This window comes from Rhodococcus antarcticus, from assembly GCF_026153295.1.
In the GTDB taxonomy this organism is placed as follows: Bacteria; Actinomycetota; Actinomycetes; order Mycobacteriales; family Mycobacteriaceae; genus Rhodococcus_D; species Rhodococcus_D antarcticus.
Map to the genome: position 1 here is coordinate 2,329,880 of NZ_CP110615.1, position 16,578 is coordinate 2,346,457.

13 protein-coding genes are annotated in these 16,578 nt (G+C 75.0%); 4 read left to right on the forward strand and 9 right to left on the reverse strand.

Annotated features, from left to right (window positions below; all coding sequences use genetic code 11):
• Positions 1–31 precede the first annotated feature (31 nt).
• Positions 32–1,306: a glutamate-5-semialdehyde dehydrogenase gene (locus tag RHODO2019_RS11345; protein ID WP_265381905.1), complete on the reverse strand. Its 1,275-nt coding sequence runs from the start codon at positions 1,304–1,306 to the stop codon at positions 32–34.
• A gap of 53 nt (positions 1,307–1,359) precedes the next feature.
• On the opposite strand from RHODO2019_RS11345, the gene RHODO2019_RS11350 reads away from it, so the two are divergent.
• Positions 1,360–3,531 (forward strand): RecQ family ATP-dependent DNA helicase, encoded by a 2,172-nt coding sequence (locus tag RHODO2019_RS11350; protein WP_265381906.1) that lies wholly within the window; start codon positions 1,360–1,362, stop codon positions 3,529–3,531.
• Positions 3,532–3,567: 36 nt separating this feature from the next.
• Here the strand turns inward: RHODO2019_RS11350 and RHODO2019_RS11355 are convergent, their stop codons facing one another.
• Positions 3,568–3,792 (reverse strand): DUF3072 domain-containing protein, encoded by a 225-nt coding sequence (locus RHODO2019_RS11355; RefSeq protein ID WP_265381907.1) that lies wholly within the window; start codon positions 3,790–3,792, stop codon positions 3,568–3,570.
• 66 nt (positions 3,793–3,858) lie between these two features.
• On the opposite strand from RHODO2019_RS11355, the gene RHODO2019_RS11360 reads away from it, so the two are divergent.
• Positions 3,859–4,461 carry a molybdopterin-dependent oxidoreductase gene (locus tag RHODO2019_RS11360; protein ID WP_265381908.1) on the forward strand — a complete coding sequence of 201 codons (603 nt, stop codon included), beginning with the start codon at positions 3,859–3,861 and terminating at the stop codon, positions 4,459–4,461.
• Positions 4,462–4,479: 18 nt separating this feature from the next.
• Positions 4,480–5,187, forward strand: a complete 708-nt coding sequence (locus tag RHODO2019_RS11365) for an FAD-binding oxidoreductase (protein ID WP_265381909.1) — start codon at positions 4,480–4,482, stop codon at positions 5,185–5,187.
• A gap of 1 nt (position 5,188) precedes the next feature.
• Here RHODO2019_RS11365 and proB read toward each other — a convergent pair whose 3' ends face one another.
• The 6 genes from proB to RHODO2019_RS11395 form a co-directional block, all read right to left on the reverse strand.
• Positions 5,189–6,313 (reverse strand): glutamate 5-kinase, encoded by a 1,125-nt coding sequence (gene proB / locus RHODO2019_RS11370; RefSeq protein WP_265381910.1) that lies wholly within the window; start codon positions 6,311–6,313, stop codon positions 5,189–5,191.
• 2 nt (positions 6,314–6,315) lie between these two features.
• Positions 6,316–7,770 carry a GTPase ObgE gene (gene obgE, locus RHODO2019_RS11375; protein ID WP_265381911.1) on the reverse strand — a complete coding sequence of 485 codons (1,455 nt, stop codon included), beginning with the start codon at positions 7,768–7,770 and terminating at the stop codon, positions 6,316–6,318.
• Between the two features lie 159 nt (positions 7,771–7,929).
• Entirely contained in the window at positions 7,930–8,205 is a 276-nt protein-coding gene (gene rpmA, locus RHODO2019_RS11380; RefSeq protein WP_265381912.1) for a 50S ribosomal protein L27, read from the reverse strand.
• A 46-nt stretch (positions 8,206–8,251) separates the two neighbouring features.
• The gene (gene rplU / locus RHODO2019_RS11385) at positions 8,252–8,560 is read right to left on the reverse strand and encodes a 50S ribosomal protein L21 (RefSeq protein ID WP_265381913.1); all 309 of its coding nucleotides are present in this window, start codon (positions 8,558–8,560) and stop codon (positions 8,252–8,254) included.
• A 203-nt stretch (positions 8,561–8,763) separates the two neighbouring features.
• Positions 8,764–11,889, reverse strand: coding sequence for a translation initiation factor IF-2 N-terminal domain-containing protein (locus tag RHODO2019_RS11390; RefSeq protein ID WP_265381914.1), 3,126 nt, complete (start codon positions 11,887–11,889; stop codon positions 8,764–8,766).
• Positions 11,890–12,025: 136 nt separating this feature from the next.
• Entirely contained in the window at positions 12,026–12,841 is an 816-nt protein-coding gene (locus RHODO2019_RS11395) for a TIGR03936 family radical SAM-associated protein (protein ID WP_265381915.1), read from the reverse strand.
• 115 nt (positions 12,842–12,956) lie between these two features.
• On the opposite strand from RHODO2019_RS11395, the gene acs reads away from it, so the two are divergent.
• Complete coding sequence (gene acs / locus RHODO2019_RS11400) at positions 12,957–14,885, forward strand: acetate--CoA ligase (RefSeq protein ID WP_435532112.1); 1,929 nt, start codon at positions 12,957–12,959, stop codon at positions 14,883–14,885.
• Between the two features lie 28 nt (positions 14,886–14,913).
• Here the strand turns inward: acs and RHODO2019_RS11405 are convergent, their stop codons facing one another.
• Positions 14,914–16,545 carry a hypothetical protein gene (locus RHODO2019_RS11405; protein ID WP_265381916.1) on the reverse strand — a complete coding sequence of 544 codons (1,632 nt, stop codon included), beginning with the start codon at positions 16,543–16,545 and terminating at the stop codon, positions 14,914–14,916.
• Positions 16,546–16,578: the final 33 nt, after the last annotated feature.

Genomic DNA, 16,578 nt, shown 5'->3' on the forward strand with positions numbered 1-16,578 from the left:
CGGGGGTGGGGTTGGCGGCCATGATGCCCGGTCAGTCACGCACGTGCCCGTCACCCCAGGCGATCCACTTGGTGGACGTCAGCTCGGTGAGGCCCATCGGGCCGCGGGCGTGCAGCTTCTGGGTGGAGATGCCGATCTCGGCCCCGAGGCCGAGCTGCTCGCCGTCGGTGAACGCGGTGGAGGCGTTGACCATCACCGCCGCGGCGTCCACCCGGCGGGTGAACGCCTCCGCCGCAGCGAGGTCGGTGGTCACGATCGCCTCGGTGTGCCCGGTCCCCCAGGTGTCGATGTGCGCGACGGCGGCGTCGAGGTCGTCGACCACGGTGAGCGCGACGTCCATCGACAGGTACTCGCTCGCCCAGTCGTCGTCGGTGGCCGGGACCGTCCCCAGCTCCGCGCCGCCCTCGACGTCGGAGTGGACGGTGACCCCGGCCGCCTGCAGGGCCGAGACCAGCTGCGGCACGGCGACACCAGCGACCGCCCGGTCGACGAGCACGGTCTCCAGCGCGTTGCACACGCTCACCCGACGGGTCTTCGCGTTGAGCACGAGCCGTTGCGCGACGGCCAGGTCCGCGGCCGCGTGCACGTACAGGTGGCAGTTGCCCACCCCGGTCTCGATGGTGGGCACGGTGGCGTCGCGGACCACGGCCTGGATCAGCCCGGCCCCGCCCCGGGGGATGACGACGTCCACGAGCCCGCGGGCCTGGACGAGGTGGGTGACGGTGGCCCGGTCGGTCGCGTCGAGGAGCTGGACCGCGTCGGCCGGCAGACCCTGGGCCTCCAGGGCACCGCGCAGCGCCACGACCAGGGCACGGTTGGACCGGGCCGCGGACGACGAGCCGCGCAGGAGGACGGCGTTGCCGGACTTCAGGGCGAGCCCGGCGGCGTCGACCGTGACGTTCGGCCGGGCCTCGTAGACCATCCCGAGCACCCCCAGGGGCACCCGCAGCTGCCGCAGCCGGATGCCGTTGGCCAGCGTGGAGCCACGGACGACCTCGCCCACGGGGTCGGGCAGCCCGGCCACCTGGCGCAGCCCGGCCGCGATGCCGTCCAGGCGCTCGGGGCTCAGCCGCAGCCGGTCGAGCAGCCCGGCGTCCAGACCCGCGTCGCGCCCCGCCCGGACGTCGTCGTCGTTGGCGCGCAGCACGTCCGGCGCGGCGGCGAGCACCGCGTCCGCACACGCGTGCAGGGCGGCGTCCTTCTCGGCACGGTTGAGCAGGGCCAGCGCGCGGGCGGCCGTACGGGCCCGGCGGGCGGCGTCGTGGACGTCCTGGCGGAGGGTGTCGGTGGGCGTGCTGGTGGTCACCGCCCAAGCGTAGGCGTCCGGTCCTGTCGGTCGTGTCGGGGAGAGTGGTGCCCATGACCGCTCCCCCCGACCCCCCGAGCGCCGACCCCTCGAGCCCCGACCCCTCGAGCGCCGACCCCTCGAGCGCGGACCCCTCGAGCCCCGACCTGCGCGCGGACGCCGAGGCCCTGCTGCGCGAGCTGGCCGGCCCGGCGGCGGTGCTGCGGGAGGACCAGTGGACCGCCATCGAGGCCCTGGTGGTCGGCCGACGCCGCGCGCTCGTCGTGCAGCGCACCGGGTGGGGCAAGTCGGCGGTGTACTTCATCGCGGCGAAGCTGCTGCGCGCCCGGGGGTCCGGGCCCACCATCATCGTCTCGCCGCTGCTGGCGCTCATGCGCAACCAGGTCGAGGCCGCCGCACGGGCGGGGGTCCGGGCGGCCACCATCAACTCCGGAAACGTCACCGAGTGGGACGACGTTCGCGCGCAGGTCACCGCCGGCGAGCTCGACGTCCTGCTGGTCAGCCCGGAGCGGCTGAACAACCCGGACTTCCGCGACCAGGTCCTGCCGAGCCTGGCCGCCGACGCCGGGCTCGTGGTGGTGGACGAGGCGCACTGCGTCTCCGACTGGGGACACGACTTCCGGCCGGACTACCGCCGCATCCGCACGCTGCTGGCCGACCTGCCCGACGGGGTGCCCGTGCTCGCCACCACGGCCACGGCCAACGACCGCGTGGTCACCGACGTGGCCGCCCAGCTCGGGGTGGGCGCCGGGCACGGGGACACCCTGGTGCTCCGCGGGGGCCTCGACCGCGAGTCGCTGCACCTCTCGGTGGTCACCGTGCCGGGTCCGCAGCGTCCGGCGTGGCTCGCGCAGCACCTGGACGAGCTGCCGGGCTCCGGCATCGTCTACACCCTCACCGTGGCCCAGGCCGAGGACCTCGCGGGGCTGCTTCGGGAGCAGGGCCACGCGGTGGCCGCCTACACCGGACGCACCGACACCGCTGAGCGCGAGGTGCTGGAGGGCGACCTGCTGGCCAACCGGGTCAAGGCGCTCGTCGCCACCTCGGCGCTCGGCATGGGCTTCGACAAGCCCGACCTGGGGTTCGTCGTGCACGTGGGGGCCCCGTCCAGCCCCATCAGCTACTACCAGCAGGTGGGGCGCGCCGGCCGTGCGACCGACCGGGCCGAGGTGGTGCTGCTGCCCGCCGGGGAGGACCAGGCCATCTGGTCGTACTTCGGCTCGCTGGCCTTTCCGTCCGAGTCCCTGGTGCGCTCGGTGCTCGCCGCGCTGGCCGAGGCGGGGCGCGCCGTGTCGACCGCCGCGCTGGAGCCGCTGGTGGACCTGGGGCGCAGCCGGCTGGAGATGGTGCTCAAGGTGCTGGACGTGGACGGCGCGGTGCAGCGGGTCCGGGGCGGCTGGGTCTCCACCGGGGCGGAGTGGTCCTACGACGGCGAGCGGTACGGCCGCCTGGCCGACGCCCGACGCTCCGAGCAGCGTGCGGTGCTGGACTACGAGAGCACCGACGGCTGCCGGATGGCCTTCCTGCGGGCCCAGCTCGACGACCCGGAGCTCGTGGACGGCTGGACCTGCGGCCGCTGCGACCGCTGCACCGGGGTCGCACCGTCGGCGACCGTGGACCCGGCTGCGCTGCAGGCCGCGCGGGCCCGCTTCGACCGGCCGGGGGTGGACCTGCCCGAGCGCAAGCAGTGGCCCAGCGGGATGGCGAAGCTCGGGGTGCCGCTCTCCGGCAAGATCACCGCCGGAGCGGAGCCGGGCCGGGCGATCGGCAGGCTGACCGACCTGGGCTGGGGCCAGCGGCTGCGCGCGCTGCTCGACGGGCCGGACGACGAGGCGGACGACGCGCTGCTCTCGGCCTGCGTCGCGGTGCTCGCCTCCTGGCGCTGGGACCAGCGTCCGACGAGCATCCTCGGGCTGGAGTCGCAGACCCACCCGGTGCTGCTGACGAGCGTGGTGGAGCGGCTGGCCCAGGTGGGGCGGCTGGCCGACCTCGGGACGCTGCAGCGCCGCCCGGAGCACCCCGCGGTCCACGCCGCCAACTCCGCGCACCGGGTGGCCGGGCTGCAGGGAGCGTGGCTGCTGCCGGACCTGGCCGCCGTCCAGGGGCCCGTCCTGCTGGTCACCGACAGGGCCGACACCGGGTGGACGCTGGCCGTCGCGGCCTGGGAGCTGCGGGCGGCGGGGGCCGACGCGGTGCTGCCGTTCGCCCTGGCCGCCACGGCCTGAGCGTCGGGTCCCGCGGGACCCGACGCTGCGGGAGCGCTACCGGCCGCGGCCGGTCCTGCCCTGGAGCTCGTCGATCATCTCCGAGGCCTTTGCCTTGGTCGTGTCCTCGGGGACGTCGACGCCCGCCTCCTGGGCCAGCGTCGACAGGTAGCTCTTCTGCGGGCCCGTCATGGGCTCGTCGCCGGTGACCCAGTCCTCCGGGTCCTTCTCGGGGTTCGTGCTCACGTCGTTCTGCTGGTCGCCGCTGGGCTGGTCGCTCATGTGTTCGACGGTAGCGGCGCCCGTGGGCCGGCGCAGATCGACCGGTGGACGGGGGACACTGGGTCCGTGCCTCCCGTCACCCGCGGCTTCCACGGCCGCCGCCCCGCCTCGGACCGCGTCCTGCCCCCGGGCCAGCACGACGTCGGAGACGACTTCCCCGTCCTCTCCATCGGACCCACCCCGCGCACCCACCCGACCCGGTGGGACCTGCAGGTGACCGGCGGAGCGGGGCTGCCCCGCCGCTGGAGCACCGCGGAGTTCGCGGCCCTGCCCCACGAGGACCTCACCACCGACCTGCACTGCGTCACCACGTGGTCGAAGTTCGGCACCTCCTGGCGCGGGGTGTCGGTCGACCTGCTCCTGGAGGGGGTGTCGGCCGACGCCACCCACGTGCTCGTCGGGGCCGACGGTGGGTACAGCACCAACCTGCCGCTGAGCGAGGTCACGGGGGGCCGGGCCTGGGTCGTCGACACCTACGCCGGCGCGCCGCTGACCCCCGAGCACGGCGGGCCGGCCCGGCTGCTGGTGCCGCACCTGTACCTGTGGAAGTCGGCCAAGTGGGTGCGCAGCCTCGAGCTGAGGAGCACCGACCAGCCCGGGTTCTGGGAGAACCTCGGCTACCACGAGCTCGGCGACCCGTGGCGCGAGCAGCGCTACAGCGGCGACTAGGCCCGCGCCGTGCCCTGGATGCCTGCGCGCGTGGTCGCCACCCGCCCCGAGACCACGCACGCCAGCCGCCTGCTGCTCGACGTGCCCGCGTGGCCCGGCCACCGCGCCGGCAACCACCTCGACGTGCGGCTGACCGCGGCCGACGGCTACACCGCGCAGCGGTCGTACTCCATCGCCTCAGCACCCGGGGAGCACGGCCTCAGCCTCGTCGTGGAGCTGCTCGACGACGGGGAGGTCTCGCCCTGGTTGGTCCGCGAGGCCCGGGCGGGGGACGAGCTGGAGGTCAACGGACCCGTCGGGGGGCACCTGGAGTGGACGCCCGGGGAACCGCGCCCGGTGCAGATGGTCGCCGGGGGGTCGGGGGTGGTCCCCTTCCTGGCCGTGCTCACCGAGCGCGCGCGGGTGGGGGGCGTCCCCGCGGCCCGGCTGCTGCTCTCGGCCCGCTCCCCCGACGAGGTGATCGGCGCCGACACCCTCGCCCGTCCCCAGCCCGGGCTGCTCGTGACCACCACGATGAGCCGGTACGCGCGGCCGGAGTGGACCGGGCTGCGCGGCCGCCTCACCCCGGACGTGCTGCGGCAGAACACCATCGGGCCGGGGGAGCGACCGCTGGTCCTCGTCTGCGGGCCGACCGCCTTCGTCGAGGCGGTGGCCGACGGGCTGCTCGAGCTCGGCCACGACCCCGCGCTGGTGCGCACGGAGCGCTTCGGGGCGTCGGGCGGGTAGCTCAGCCGGCGACGAGGTCGTCGGCGTGCACCACCGGACGGCGCAGCTCGACGGGCAGGTCGGCCGAGGACCGTCCGACCATCGTGTGGAGCTCCGCGGCGTCGAAGGCGACCACTCCGCGGGCGGCGAGCGCCCCGTCGGGAGCGAGCAGGTCCACCACGTCACCGGCGTGGAACTCCCCCTCGGTCCCGGTGACCCCCGCGGCGAGCAGCGACCGGCGCCCCGTGACCACCGCGGCCACCGCCCCGGCGTCGAGGTGCAGGGCGCCCGCGGCGTCGGCCGTGTGCCGCACCCAGAACTTGCGGGCCGAGAGCCGGGCCCCCCGGGCGGCGAACGCGGTCCCCACCTCGGCCGCACCGAGCGCGGCGCCAGCCTCGGCGGCCGACGCCAGGAGCACGGGCACCCCGGCGTCGGCGGCGAGCCGGGCCGCGGAGAGCTTGGACGCCATCCCCCCGGTGCCCAGCGCTCCCCCGGTGCCGGCGCTCACCCCGAGCAGGTCGCCATCACCTCCCACCTCGCGCACCAGCGTGGCGCCGCCCAGCCTCGGGTCGCCGTCGTGCAGCCCGGCCACGTCGGAGAGCAGCACGAGGGCGTCCGCGCCGACGAGGTGCGCCACCAGGGCGGCGAGCCGGTCGTTGTCGCCGAACCGGATCTCCGCAGTGGCCACGGTGTCGTTCTCGTTGACCACCGCGACCACGCCGAGCACGCGCAGCCGCTCCAGGGTGCGCTGGGCGTTGCGGTGGTTGCTGCGACGGCTGAGGTCCTCGGCGGTGAGCAGGACCTGTCCGACGGTGCGGCCGTGCCGTGCGAACGACGCGCTCCAGGCCTGGGCGAGCACGAGCTGGCCCACGCTCGCCGCTGCCTGCTGGCTGGCGAGGTCGCGGGGGCGGCGGGTGAGCCCGAGGGGAGCCAGTCCGGCCGCGATGGCACCGGAGGACACCACGACCACGTCGGCACCGGCGGCGACCCGAGCCGCCACCGCGTCCACCAGCGCGTCCAGCCGCACCGGGTCGAGCCCGCCCGCCAGGCTGGTCAGCGCCGACGAGCCGACCTTGACCACCACCCGACGGGCACCGGACACGGCGGCCCGCGTCGAGAGCGGGGTGGACGCATGGGCGCCGCCCACCGTCAGTCCATGCCCTCGACGTCCAGCCCGCGGCGCACGCGGTGGGCGACCTTGCGCTCGGAGGCCCCGATGCGGTCCACGGCGTCCAGCCGGGGGTCGGTTCCGCGGCCGGTGCGGGTGAGCGCGATGCCGGCCGGGGTGGACGGCTCCCAGTCGAAGGTCATCTCCCCGATCGTGACCGGGGAACCGGGCACGGCGCCCATCTTCGCGAGCTTGTCCTCCACGCCGAGCCGCGCCAACCGGTCGCCGAGGTAGCCGACGGCCTCGTCGTTGTCGAACTGGGTCTGGGCGATCCAGCGCTCGGGCCGCGTCCCACGCACGATGAACCCGCCCTCGATCTCCTCGTCGTGCTCGACGCTGAAGCCCACCGCGTCCACGGCCACCGGGCGCAGCACCGTCCGGGTGGGGGGCGGCGGCGGGTTCTCGGTGCGGTAGGTGTTCACCGCGGTGGCCAGGGCGAAGGTCAGCGCCCGCAGGCCCTCCCGGCTCACGGCCGAGATGGTGAACACCGGCCAGCCCCGGGCTTCCAGCTCGGGGGTGACGAGCTCGGCCAGCTCGGCGGCGTCGGGCACGTCCACCTTGTTCAGCACCACCACGCGCGGGCGCCGGTCGAGGCTGCCGAGCTCCGCGTCGTCGTGCAGCACGGGGGTGTAGGCGGCGAGCTCCGCCTCCAGGGCGTCGATGTCGCTGAGCGGGTCGCGGCCGGGCTCCATCGTGGCGCAGTCCACGACGTGCACCAGGACGGCGCAGCGCTCGAGGTGGCGCAGGAACTCCAGGCCGAGCCCCCGCCCGTCGCTCGCCCCCGGGATGAGCCCCGGGACGTCGGCCACGGTGAACGTGGTCTCCCCGGCCGTCACCACCCCGAGGTTGGGCACCAGGGTGGTGAACGGGTAGTCGGCGATCTTGGGCCGGGCGGCCGACAGCACGCTGACCAGCGACGACTTGCCGGCCGAGGGGAACCCCACCAGGCCGACGTCGGCCACCGACTTCAGCTCGAGGACGAGGTCGCGGGTGACCCCGGTCTCGCCGAGCAGCGCGAAGCCGGGAGCGCGCCGGGCCTTGGAGGCCAGCGCCGCGTTGCCGAGCCCACCACGGCCGCCGGGAGCCACGTCGAAGCGGGTGCCGTTGCCCACGAGGTCCGCGAGCATGCGGCCGTCGGAGTCGAGGACCACGGTGCCGTCCGGGACGCGGAGCACGAGGTCCCCGCCCTGCGCGCCGTCGCGGTTGCCACCCATGCCCTGCTTGCCGCGCTCGGCCTGGGCGTGCGGGTGGTGGTGGAAGTCGAGCAGCGTGTGGACGCTGTCATCGACCTCGAGGACGATCGACCCACCCTTGCCGCCGTTGCCGCCGTCCGGGCCGCCGAGAGGCCTGAACTTCTCCCGGTGCACCGAGGAGCACCCGTTGCCGCCACCTCCGGCGGAGACGTGCAGGACGACGCGGTCGACGAAGCGGGACATCGAGCGATCCTCCAGGTGGAGCGGGTGGGACGGGACGTTCGGCGGCACGGGCGCAATGCCGACAAGGGCGGGCGCAACGCCGACAGGGGCGGGCGGGGTCGGTGACCCTGCCCGCCCCTGTCAGGGACGCTGGAGCTCGGCGCTCAGGCGTGGAGGCGCTCAGGCCTCGACGAGCTCGGGCACGACCGACGGCACGATGTTGATGAGCTTGCGACCACGCTTGCGGCCGAACTCGACCGCACCGGCGGTGAGCGCGAACAGCGTGTCGTCGCCACCCCGGCCGACGTTCAGCCCCGGGTGGAAGTGGGTGCCGCGCTGGCGCACGATGATCTCGCCGGACTTCACGACCTCGCCACCGAAGCGCTTGACGCCCAGTCGCTGGGCGTTCGAGTCGCGACCGTTGCGGGAGCTGGAAGCACCCTTCTTGTGAGCCATGGAGCGTCCCTCCTGGGGAAGTGCGGGTTCTGGGGAGCCGGGAAGGCTAGGCGGAAAGGCCGGTGACCTTGAGGATCGTCAGCTTCTGACGGTGCCCCTGGCGCTTGTGGTATCCGGTCTTGTTCTTGAACTTGTGGATCCGGATCTTCGGTCCCTTGGTGTGCTCGACGATCTCGCCGGTCGCGGTGACCTTGGCGAGGGCGTCGGCGTCCGTGGTGACCTCGGTGCCGTCCACGAGGAGGAGCACGGGCAGGGCGACCTGGGCACCGGGGGCACCGTCGACCTTCTCGACCTCGACGAGGTCACCCTCGGTGACCTTGTACTGCTTGCCGCCGGTCTTGACGATCGCGTACATCGGAGGGGATCTCCTGCTCTTTCGCACTCTGGCCGCAGCACCCCGTGCGGGGTGGTGCGCGTGTCTGGGGAACATCTGTGGTGGTGCTGCGGTCCTGCTCGCCACGACGACGCACGGACGCGCGTCACGGTGCCGCGGACCAGCGACCATCTGAGGTTACGGGGCGCCTCGACGGCTGGTCAAACCGCGGTGTGCGGCACCGGTCACGCCGACTCCCCCACCGGGGGCCCGGCCGGACGGCCGGCTGCGCGCCGGCGGCGGGGCCGGGTGACGGCGGGCTGCTCCACGGGCGGGGCAGCGGCCTCCGGGAGCACGGTCACCACGGCGGGATCCACCGCGGGGGACTCCGGGACCGCGACCGCGACCACCACGGGTGCGGTGCCGGACTCCGGGGCCGCCTCGGGGCGCGAGGCGGTCCGGCGGGCGCGGCTGCGCCGGGCCGGCGGGGCGACCACCGGCGCGTCCTCCACCGGCTCCACGACCGGGACCACAAGCTCATCGACCACGGGCTCCACCGGGGCTGCGGGCTCGACGGCCGCCGGCTCAGCAACCACCGGCTCCACGACCACCGGCTCCCCGGCCACGGCGTCACCGTCGGTCGGTGCGGACGCCGGGCGGGAGGCCCGACGGGCCCTGGAGCGCCGGGCGGGCGCCGGCTCCGGGGTGGCGACGGCTGGCTCGGGCGTGGACTCGGCGACCGTGGTCGACGTCTCCGACACCTCGGCGGCCGTCTCCTCGGCCGCGCTGGTGACCGGGGCCGGGGCCGAGACGGGGCGCCCCTTGGGCCCGGGCACGGGAGGGGTGCTGCGGACCAGCGGGCCCGGGTCCAGCACCACCGGTGCCGCGGTGGCGGGCCGGTCGTGGCGACGGTCGCGGCCGGTGCCGGCGGACTCGGCCCGGGCGCCCCCGGTGGAGGACTGCACCACCGGCTCGGCCTGCACGATCACGCCGCGTCCGTGGCAGTGCTCGCAGGGGACGGAGAACTCCTCGATGAGCCCGGCACCCATGCGCTTGCGCGTCATCTGCACCAGGCCGAGCGAGGTCACCTCGGACACCTGGTGGCGGGTGCGGTCCCGACCGAGGCACTCGGTGAGCCGTCGCAGGACCAGGTCACGGTTGCTCTCCAGCACCATGTCGATGAAGTCCACGACGATCATGCCGCCGATGTCGCGCAGCCTCATCTGCCGCACGATCTCCTCGGCGGCCTCGATGTTGTTGCGGGTGACCGTCTCCTCGAGGTTGCCGCCGGCACCGGTGAACTTGCCGGTGTTGACGTCGACCACGGTCATCGCCTCGGTGCGGTCGATGACCAGCGTGCCGCCCGAGGGCAGCCAGACCTTGCGGTCCATCGCCTTGGCCAGCTGCTCGTCGATGCGGTGCGCCGCGAACACGTCGGTGTCCTCGGTCCAGCGCTGCACGCGTGGGAGCAGGTCGACCGCGACCGAGGAGACGTAGCGCTCGACGGTGCCCCACGCGTCCTCACCGGCTACCACGAGCGAGCTGAAGTCCTCGTTGAACAGGTCGCGGACGACCTTGACCAGCAGGTCGGGCTCCTCGTGCAGCGCGACGGGTGCGGTGAACTTGGCCCCGCCCGCGGTGGCCGCCGCGGCCTTGGCGGAGATGTCCTCCCACTGCGCCTGGAGCCGCTCCACGTCCTTGGCGAGCTCCTCCTCGCTCACACCCTCCGACGCGGTGCGGATGATGACGCCCGCCTCGGCCGGGACGATGCGCTTGAGGATGTCCTTGAGCCGCTTGCGCTCGGTGTCGGGCAGCTTGCGGCTGATACCGGTGGAGCCACCGCCGGGGACGTAGACCAGGAAGCGACCGGGCAGGCTGATCTGGGTGGTCAGGCGGGCACCCTTGTGGCCGACCGGGTCCTTGCTGACCTGCACGAGCACCGGGTCGCCGGAGTGCAGCGCCTGCTCGATCTTGCGGGAGCGGCCACCGAGGCCGGCGGCGTCCCAGTCGACCTCGCCGGCGTAGAGCACGCCGTTGCGGCCCCGACCGACGTCGAGGAACGCGGCCTCCATGCTGGGCAGGACGTTCTGGACGCGGCCGACGTAGATGTTGCCGACCATGGCCGTGGAGCTGGCGCTGGTGACGAAGTGCTCGACGAGGACGTCGTCCTCCAGGACGGCCACCTGGGTCTGCTGCCCGTGCTGGCGGACGACCATCTTCCGGTCGACGGCCTCACGACGGGCCAGGAACTCCGACTCCGACAGGATCGGCGGACGACGCCGACCCACGTCACGGCCGTCGCGGCGGCGCTGGCGCTTGGCCTCGAGCCGGGTGGAGCCGGTGATGCCCTGGACCTCGTCGGAGCCCTCGCGGACGGCGTCACCCTTGTCGCGGGACTCGCCCCGACCGCCCCGGCTGCGGCGGGCGCGCGGCTCGCGCTCGTGCACGACCGTGTTGGGCGGGTCGTCGTCGGTCTGGGTCTCCCCCTCGGCGGACTCCCCGGAGGAGCGGCGACGCCGACGCCGACGCCGACGCCGGCCGTTGCCGCCGTCCTCGTCGGAGGAGTCCTCCGCGTCGTCGTCGCGCTCGTCGGCGTCGTCGGAGGTGTCCTCGGCGGCGGGCGGGACGGCCTGGTCACCGTCTCGTTGCGGCTCGGAGCCGGTGGACTCGGACCCCTCGTCGTTCTGCTCGTCGGCGGACGGGCCACGGCCACGGCCACGGCCACGGCGCCCGCGGCGGCGGCGCTTGGGCTGGCCGTCCTCGTCGAGCGAGTCGTCGGACTGGTCGTGATCCTGGGCGTCGGGGTCCGACGGCTCCTCGGACGCGGCTGCGGGGGTACCGGTCGTCGGGGCGTCGCCCTCGGCGTCGGCCGGCTTGGACGTGCGGCGGCGGCGGCCGCGACCCGACGACGGGGGGGACTGGTCCGCCTCGGGGGTCTCGGCGGCGGGCGCGACCGGCGCCTGCGCGGCCGCGGGCTCGGCAGGCGCGGCGTCGGTGACCTCGGTGGGCACGTCGGCCTCGGCCGGGGCGGCGGGACGGCTCGCGCGGCGGCGGCGCGGCGGGGCGGCCACGGGCTCGGGGGCCATGAACAGCGGCGCCTGGACAGCCGGGGCGGCGGCTGTGGGCGGGGCCGTGGGCTCCGGCTCCGCGGCTGGCTCCGGAGCCGGGCTCGCGGCGGCCGGGGCGAGCGCGGCGCGCACCTGCTCGGCGACGGCGCGGTCGATGCTCGACTGGGCGCTGCCGACGGCGGAGCCGAGGCGCTCGAGCTCGACCAGCACGGCCTTGCTCGTCACCCCCAGCAGCTTCGCCAGGGCGTGCACCCGCAGGCGGGTGGGGAGGTCGGTGTTCTCGGGCGGCACGATCTGGGCCACGTGTTCTCCTCGGGCCCCCGGGCGCGTCCACCGGGTGGTGGGACGCGGCCACGCGAGGGCCGGTTCGGTTCGGGTCACGGCGCCCGTGCGGGCGCCGGGTGGAGCGGGTCTCTCACCGCCGCAGACCTCGGAGAGATCAGGCGGTGCCGGTCTCGACCACGTGAGGCCCTCGCTGCGCCGGGTCGCCGAGCCCTGGGGGGCCGGCCTCCCGATCAGCGGCGAGCGGATCGCCGAGCGTCCCGTCGTCGTCGAGCGGGCCCTGGGCGACCCGGGTGGCCCTCACGGGCACCGGGAGCTCCAGACCAGCGACGACGAGCAGAGCGCTCATCACGTCATCCGGCCGAACGGCGGGACTTGCCTGCCGCACGACCGCGTCGAGTATCCCACACGGCGGCGCGCCCGGAGCCCGGGACGCGTCCGGGGGGCGCACCGACATGCTCACCACGGGACCCCGCGCGTCGAGCTGGCGGCGGCCGTCCTTGGTCAACCGCTCCACGGGTGCGGTCTCCAGGGCGAGGAACGCCTCGACGGCCGCGGCGAGGACGGCTGGCTCCACCCCGTCGACGACGAGCTCCCACAGGCTCGCGTGCATCCGCTCCGGGAGGGACCCGCCGGAGGCGGTCACCGCGTCCACCACGTCCAGCCCGGGGGGCAGCGCCTTGTCGATCTCGCGACCCACGAGCTGGGCGTCGAGCACCCGGACCAGGGAGATCTCGACGTACTCGGCCTCGCTGGCCACACCGGTGGGAGCCGCCCCCACCCAGGAGATCTTGGGGTGCGGGTGGAAGCCCTGGGAGTAGGCCATCGGTACCCCGGCCCGGCGCAGCGCACGCTCGAAGGCTCGGGCGACGTCGCGGTGGGAGGTGAAGCGCAGCCGGCCCCGCTTGGTGTAGCGCAGGCGGATCTTCTGGGCGGGCGCGGCCGAGGGGTTGGGCTCGTGCTGGGCGGGCACCGGTGCCTCCGGTCTCGTGGGTGGGTGCTGGCGGGCGGCACCTCCGACGGTAGCGGCCGGACGGGTGGGGGTGGTCACCACGGCGTGGGACTCGGCCCCGGGCGTGGCTACGGTCGTGCCCGTGACCGCCCCGGACCTGTACCCCGCCCCCGACGCCCTCGCCGCCGCGGCGAACGTGACCGAGGAGGCCTACGCCCGGGCCGCGGCCGACCCGGAGGCGTTCTGGGCCGAGCAGGCCCGCCGGCTGGAGTGGACCCGCCCGTGGGACACCGTCTACGACGGCCGCGACTTCCCCTTCGTCCGGTGGTTCTCCGGCGGCGAGCTGAACGTCGCCCGCAACTGCGTGGACCGCCACGTCGAGGCCGGCCGCGGCGACAAGGTGGCGCTGCTGTGGGAGGGCGAGCCGGGCGACTCCCGCACCGTCACCTACGCCCAGCTGCAGGTCGAGGTGTCCCGCTGCGCCCACGCGCTCACCGAGCTCGGCGTCGGCCGTGGCGACGTGGTGGTGGTGTACCTGCCGGTGCTCGTGGAGACCGTGGTCGTCATGCTGGCGTGCGCCCGGATCGGCGCGATCCACTCGATGGTGTTCGGCGGCTTCTCGGCCGAGGCCCTGCGCTTCCGGGTCGCCGACGCCCGCGCCAAGCTCCTCGTCACCACCGACGGCCAGCACCGCCGCGGCAAGGTCGTCCCGGTGAAGGCCTCCGCCGATGCGGCCGTCGAGGGCATCGAGTCGGTGGAGCACGTCCTGGTGGTGCGGCGGACCGGGTCCGACGTGGCGTGGACCGACGGACGCGACGTGTGGTGGCACGACGTGGTCGACCACCAGCCCGTCGAGCACACCGCGCCCGCGTTCGAGGCCGAGACCCCGCTGTTCCTCATCTACACGTCGGGGACCACGGGCAAGCCCAAGGGCATCGTGCACACGATGGGCGGCTACCTCACCCAGACCTCGTGGACGGCGTGGGCGTGCTTCGACCACAAGCCGGACGACGTCTACTGGTGCACCGCCGACCTCGCCTGGGTCACGGCGCACACCTACGAGGTCTACGGCCCGCTGAGCAACGGCGTGACCCAGGTGCTCTACGAGGGCACCCCCGACACCCCGCGCCGCAGCCGGCACGCGGAGATCATCGCCAAGCACGGGGTGACCGTCTACTACACCGCCCCGACCCTGGTGCGGACGTTCATGAAGTGGGGCGAGCAGGAGACCTTCGGCGGCCACGACCTGTCCTCGCTGCGGCTGCTGGGCAGCGTGGGCGAGGCGATCAACCCCGAGGCGTGGCGCTGGTTCCACCGCGTGGTCGGCGGTGGGCGGTGCCCGGTCGTGGACACCTGGTGGCAGTCCGAGACCGGGGCCGCGGTGGTCGCACCCCTGCCCGGGGTGACCGCGCTCAAGCCGGGCTCGGCCACCCGGGCACTGCCCGGGCTCTCGGTGCGGGTGGTGGACGAGTCCGGTCGCGACTGCGACCCCGGTGAGGGGGGCCTGCTCGTGATCGACCGGCCGTGGCCGGCGATGGCCCGCGGGGTGTGGGGCGACCCGGAGCGCTTCCGCAGCTCCTACTTCGCGAAGTTCGCGGCGCAGGGCTGGTACACCGCCGGGGACGGCGCCCGGACCGACGCCGACGGCTACGTGTGGCTGCAGGGGCGGGTGGACGACGTCATGAACATCTCCGGCCACCGGCTGTCGTCCATCGAGCTGGAGTCCGCCCTGGTCAGCCACCCGCGCGTGGCCGAGGCGGGGGTGGTCGGTGCCCCGGACGCCACCACCGGCCAGGCCGTCGTCGCGTTCGTGGTCACCCGGGGCGAGGCAGTAGCGGGTGAGGACCTCGTCGCCGAGCTGCGGGCCCACGTCGCGCGGGAGATCGGACCGGTCGCGAGGCCGCAGGAGGTCATCGTCGTCGAGGAGCTGCCCAAGACCCGCTCCGGCAAGATCGTGCGCCGGCTGCTGCTGGACATCACCGCCGGTCGGGAGCCCGGGGACACCACCTCGCTGGTGGACCCCGACGCACTGGTGGGACTCGCGGAGCAGTTCAGGACCCGCTGAGACCCCGCCCGCCCAGGGTGAGCCGGCGCTACTGGTAGCTGACCATCAGCGGCACGGGGTGGCGCCGGACGGTGTCGGCGGGGCTCGCGATCTGCGGGTCCTCGTCGTAGAAGTTCTTCCAGCCGAAGTGGATCCCCGCCGGCGCCGCCCGCACGATCGCGTGCCAGGTGGCCTCCTTCTGGCTGCGCCCACCCTGGCCGTCGGCGTGGATCAGCAGGGTCACGTCGTCGTCGGTGGTGTCCAGCGCCGCCTCGTCGGTGATCATCGACAGCCGGAACTGGTGCAGCACCAGCAGCTTCTGCGGCAGGTTCGCCGCCGCGGTCAGGTCGCTGAGCCAGGTGACGACGGCGTTGACCCGCTGCGCGGTCACCGAGCCGATCTGCTGCAGCGGGACCTGGTCGGGGCCCAGTGCCCACTCCGGGTCCAGGGCGAGGCCCACGTTCGGGCGGGCCAGCAGCGAGGCGTAGCGCTGCGCCTGGGTCACCAGGTCCGCCCGACCGGGCTGCAGGTCCAGCACCACGTACATCCCGGCGGCGGTGGCCGCGTCGACCAACGGCTGCAGGGTCGCGACCCCGGCCTCGTTGGAGTAGTCGCCGTCGGCACCGGGCGAACCGCTGGCGACCGTCGCGATGATCTCGAAGGTGGGCACGACGGGGACGTCGTAGAGCGCGGCGTAGGGGGCGGCCACCCGCTGGGCGCGCGCCACGCTGGCCGAGGGTCCCTGCTCACCCAGGACCCCCAGCGAGGACGAGCCGGGGTAGCCGTAGAGGGCGACGAGGGCGCGGCCGGGGAACACCGTCTGCCCGCCCCCGGGGAGCTGCACCCCGGTGCGGGCCACGGCGACGCGGTGGGTGAGCACCTCGGAGGTGCCGAAGCCGGCGCCGACCGCGAGCAGCGGCCCCTGCGGAGCCTGCTGAAGGGCGGAGATCGCGGCGGTGTCGGAGCGCGGGTCGTCGGCCACCACGTCGACGACGCGGGCGCCCGCCGCCTTCGCGGTGGCGGTGACGACGGCACCGGCGGCCACCGCGGGGTCCGTCGCGGCGTCACCGGTGCGCACGAGGACGGTCGTGGAGACCAGCGGGGAGGACGGGGCGGCGGTGACCGGGAGCTGGTCGGCGGAGTCCACGACCGTCACCCCCGGGTACCCGTCGGACCCCGGACCGCCGGAGGACCGAGCTGAGGAGGTCCGGGCCGGCGACGGCAGGACCGGGGAGGTCTGGCCGGTGGGGGCACGGACGGTGGGGGCACGGACTGTGGGGGCACGGACCCGGAGCACCGTCGTGGTGCCCAGCGCAGCGAGCCGGCCGGCGAGATTGCCGCCGTCGCCGTCCACCAGCACGGGAACACCGAGGCGGGTGGCCGTCGCGGCGGCCGGACCCACCTCGGCGTCCGCGGTGGAGGAGACGACCACGGCCACCGGTGCGCGGCGGAACAACGAGGCCGCCACCGCGTTCGCCAGCCCCGCCACCGTGGTACCGGCGACCACGCTCGTGCCCGCCGGCGCCTGGACATCGGCCTGCAGCGCCGCCGGCGCCGAGGGCGAGGGCGCCGACGATGGGCCCACCGCACCCGGCGTGCGGTCCTGACCGCCCCCGGTGCACCCCGCCAGCACGAGCGAGCCGGCGACCACGAGCACGGTCAACCCCCGAGGAACGGCCACTCCCCGAGCGTGTCACGCAGTCCCGACCGTGGT

Excerpts from the sequence above, each read along its gene's own strand:
- obgE (WP_265381911.1), bottom strand. The coding sequence starts at position 7,770 with ATGTCCCGCTTCGTCGACCGCGTCGTCCTGCACGTCTCCGCCGGAGGT.
- RHODO2019_RS11365 (WP_265381909.1), top strand. The coding sequence starts at position 4,480 with ATGCCTGCGCGCGTGGTCGCCACCCGCCCCGAGACCACGCACGCCAGC.
- rplU (WP_265381913.1), bottom strand. The coding sequence starts at position 8,560 with ATGTACGCGATCGTCAAGACCGGCGGCAAGCAGTACAAGGTCACCGAG.
- rpmA (WP_265381912.1), bottom strand. The coding sequence starts at position 8,205 with ATGGCTCACAAGAAGGGTGCTTCCAGCTCCCGCAACGGTCGCGACTCG.
- RHODO2019_RS11355 (WP_265381907.1), bottom strand. The coding sequence starts at position 3,792 with ATGAGCGACCAGCCCAGCGGCGACCAGCAGAACGACGTGAGCACGAAC.
- RHODO2019_RS11350 (WP_265381906.1), top strand. The coding sequence starts at position 1,360 with ATGACCGCTCCCCCCGACCCCCCGAGCGCCGACCCCTCGAGCCCCGAC.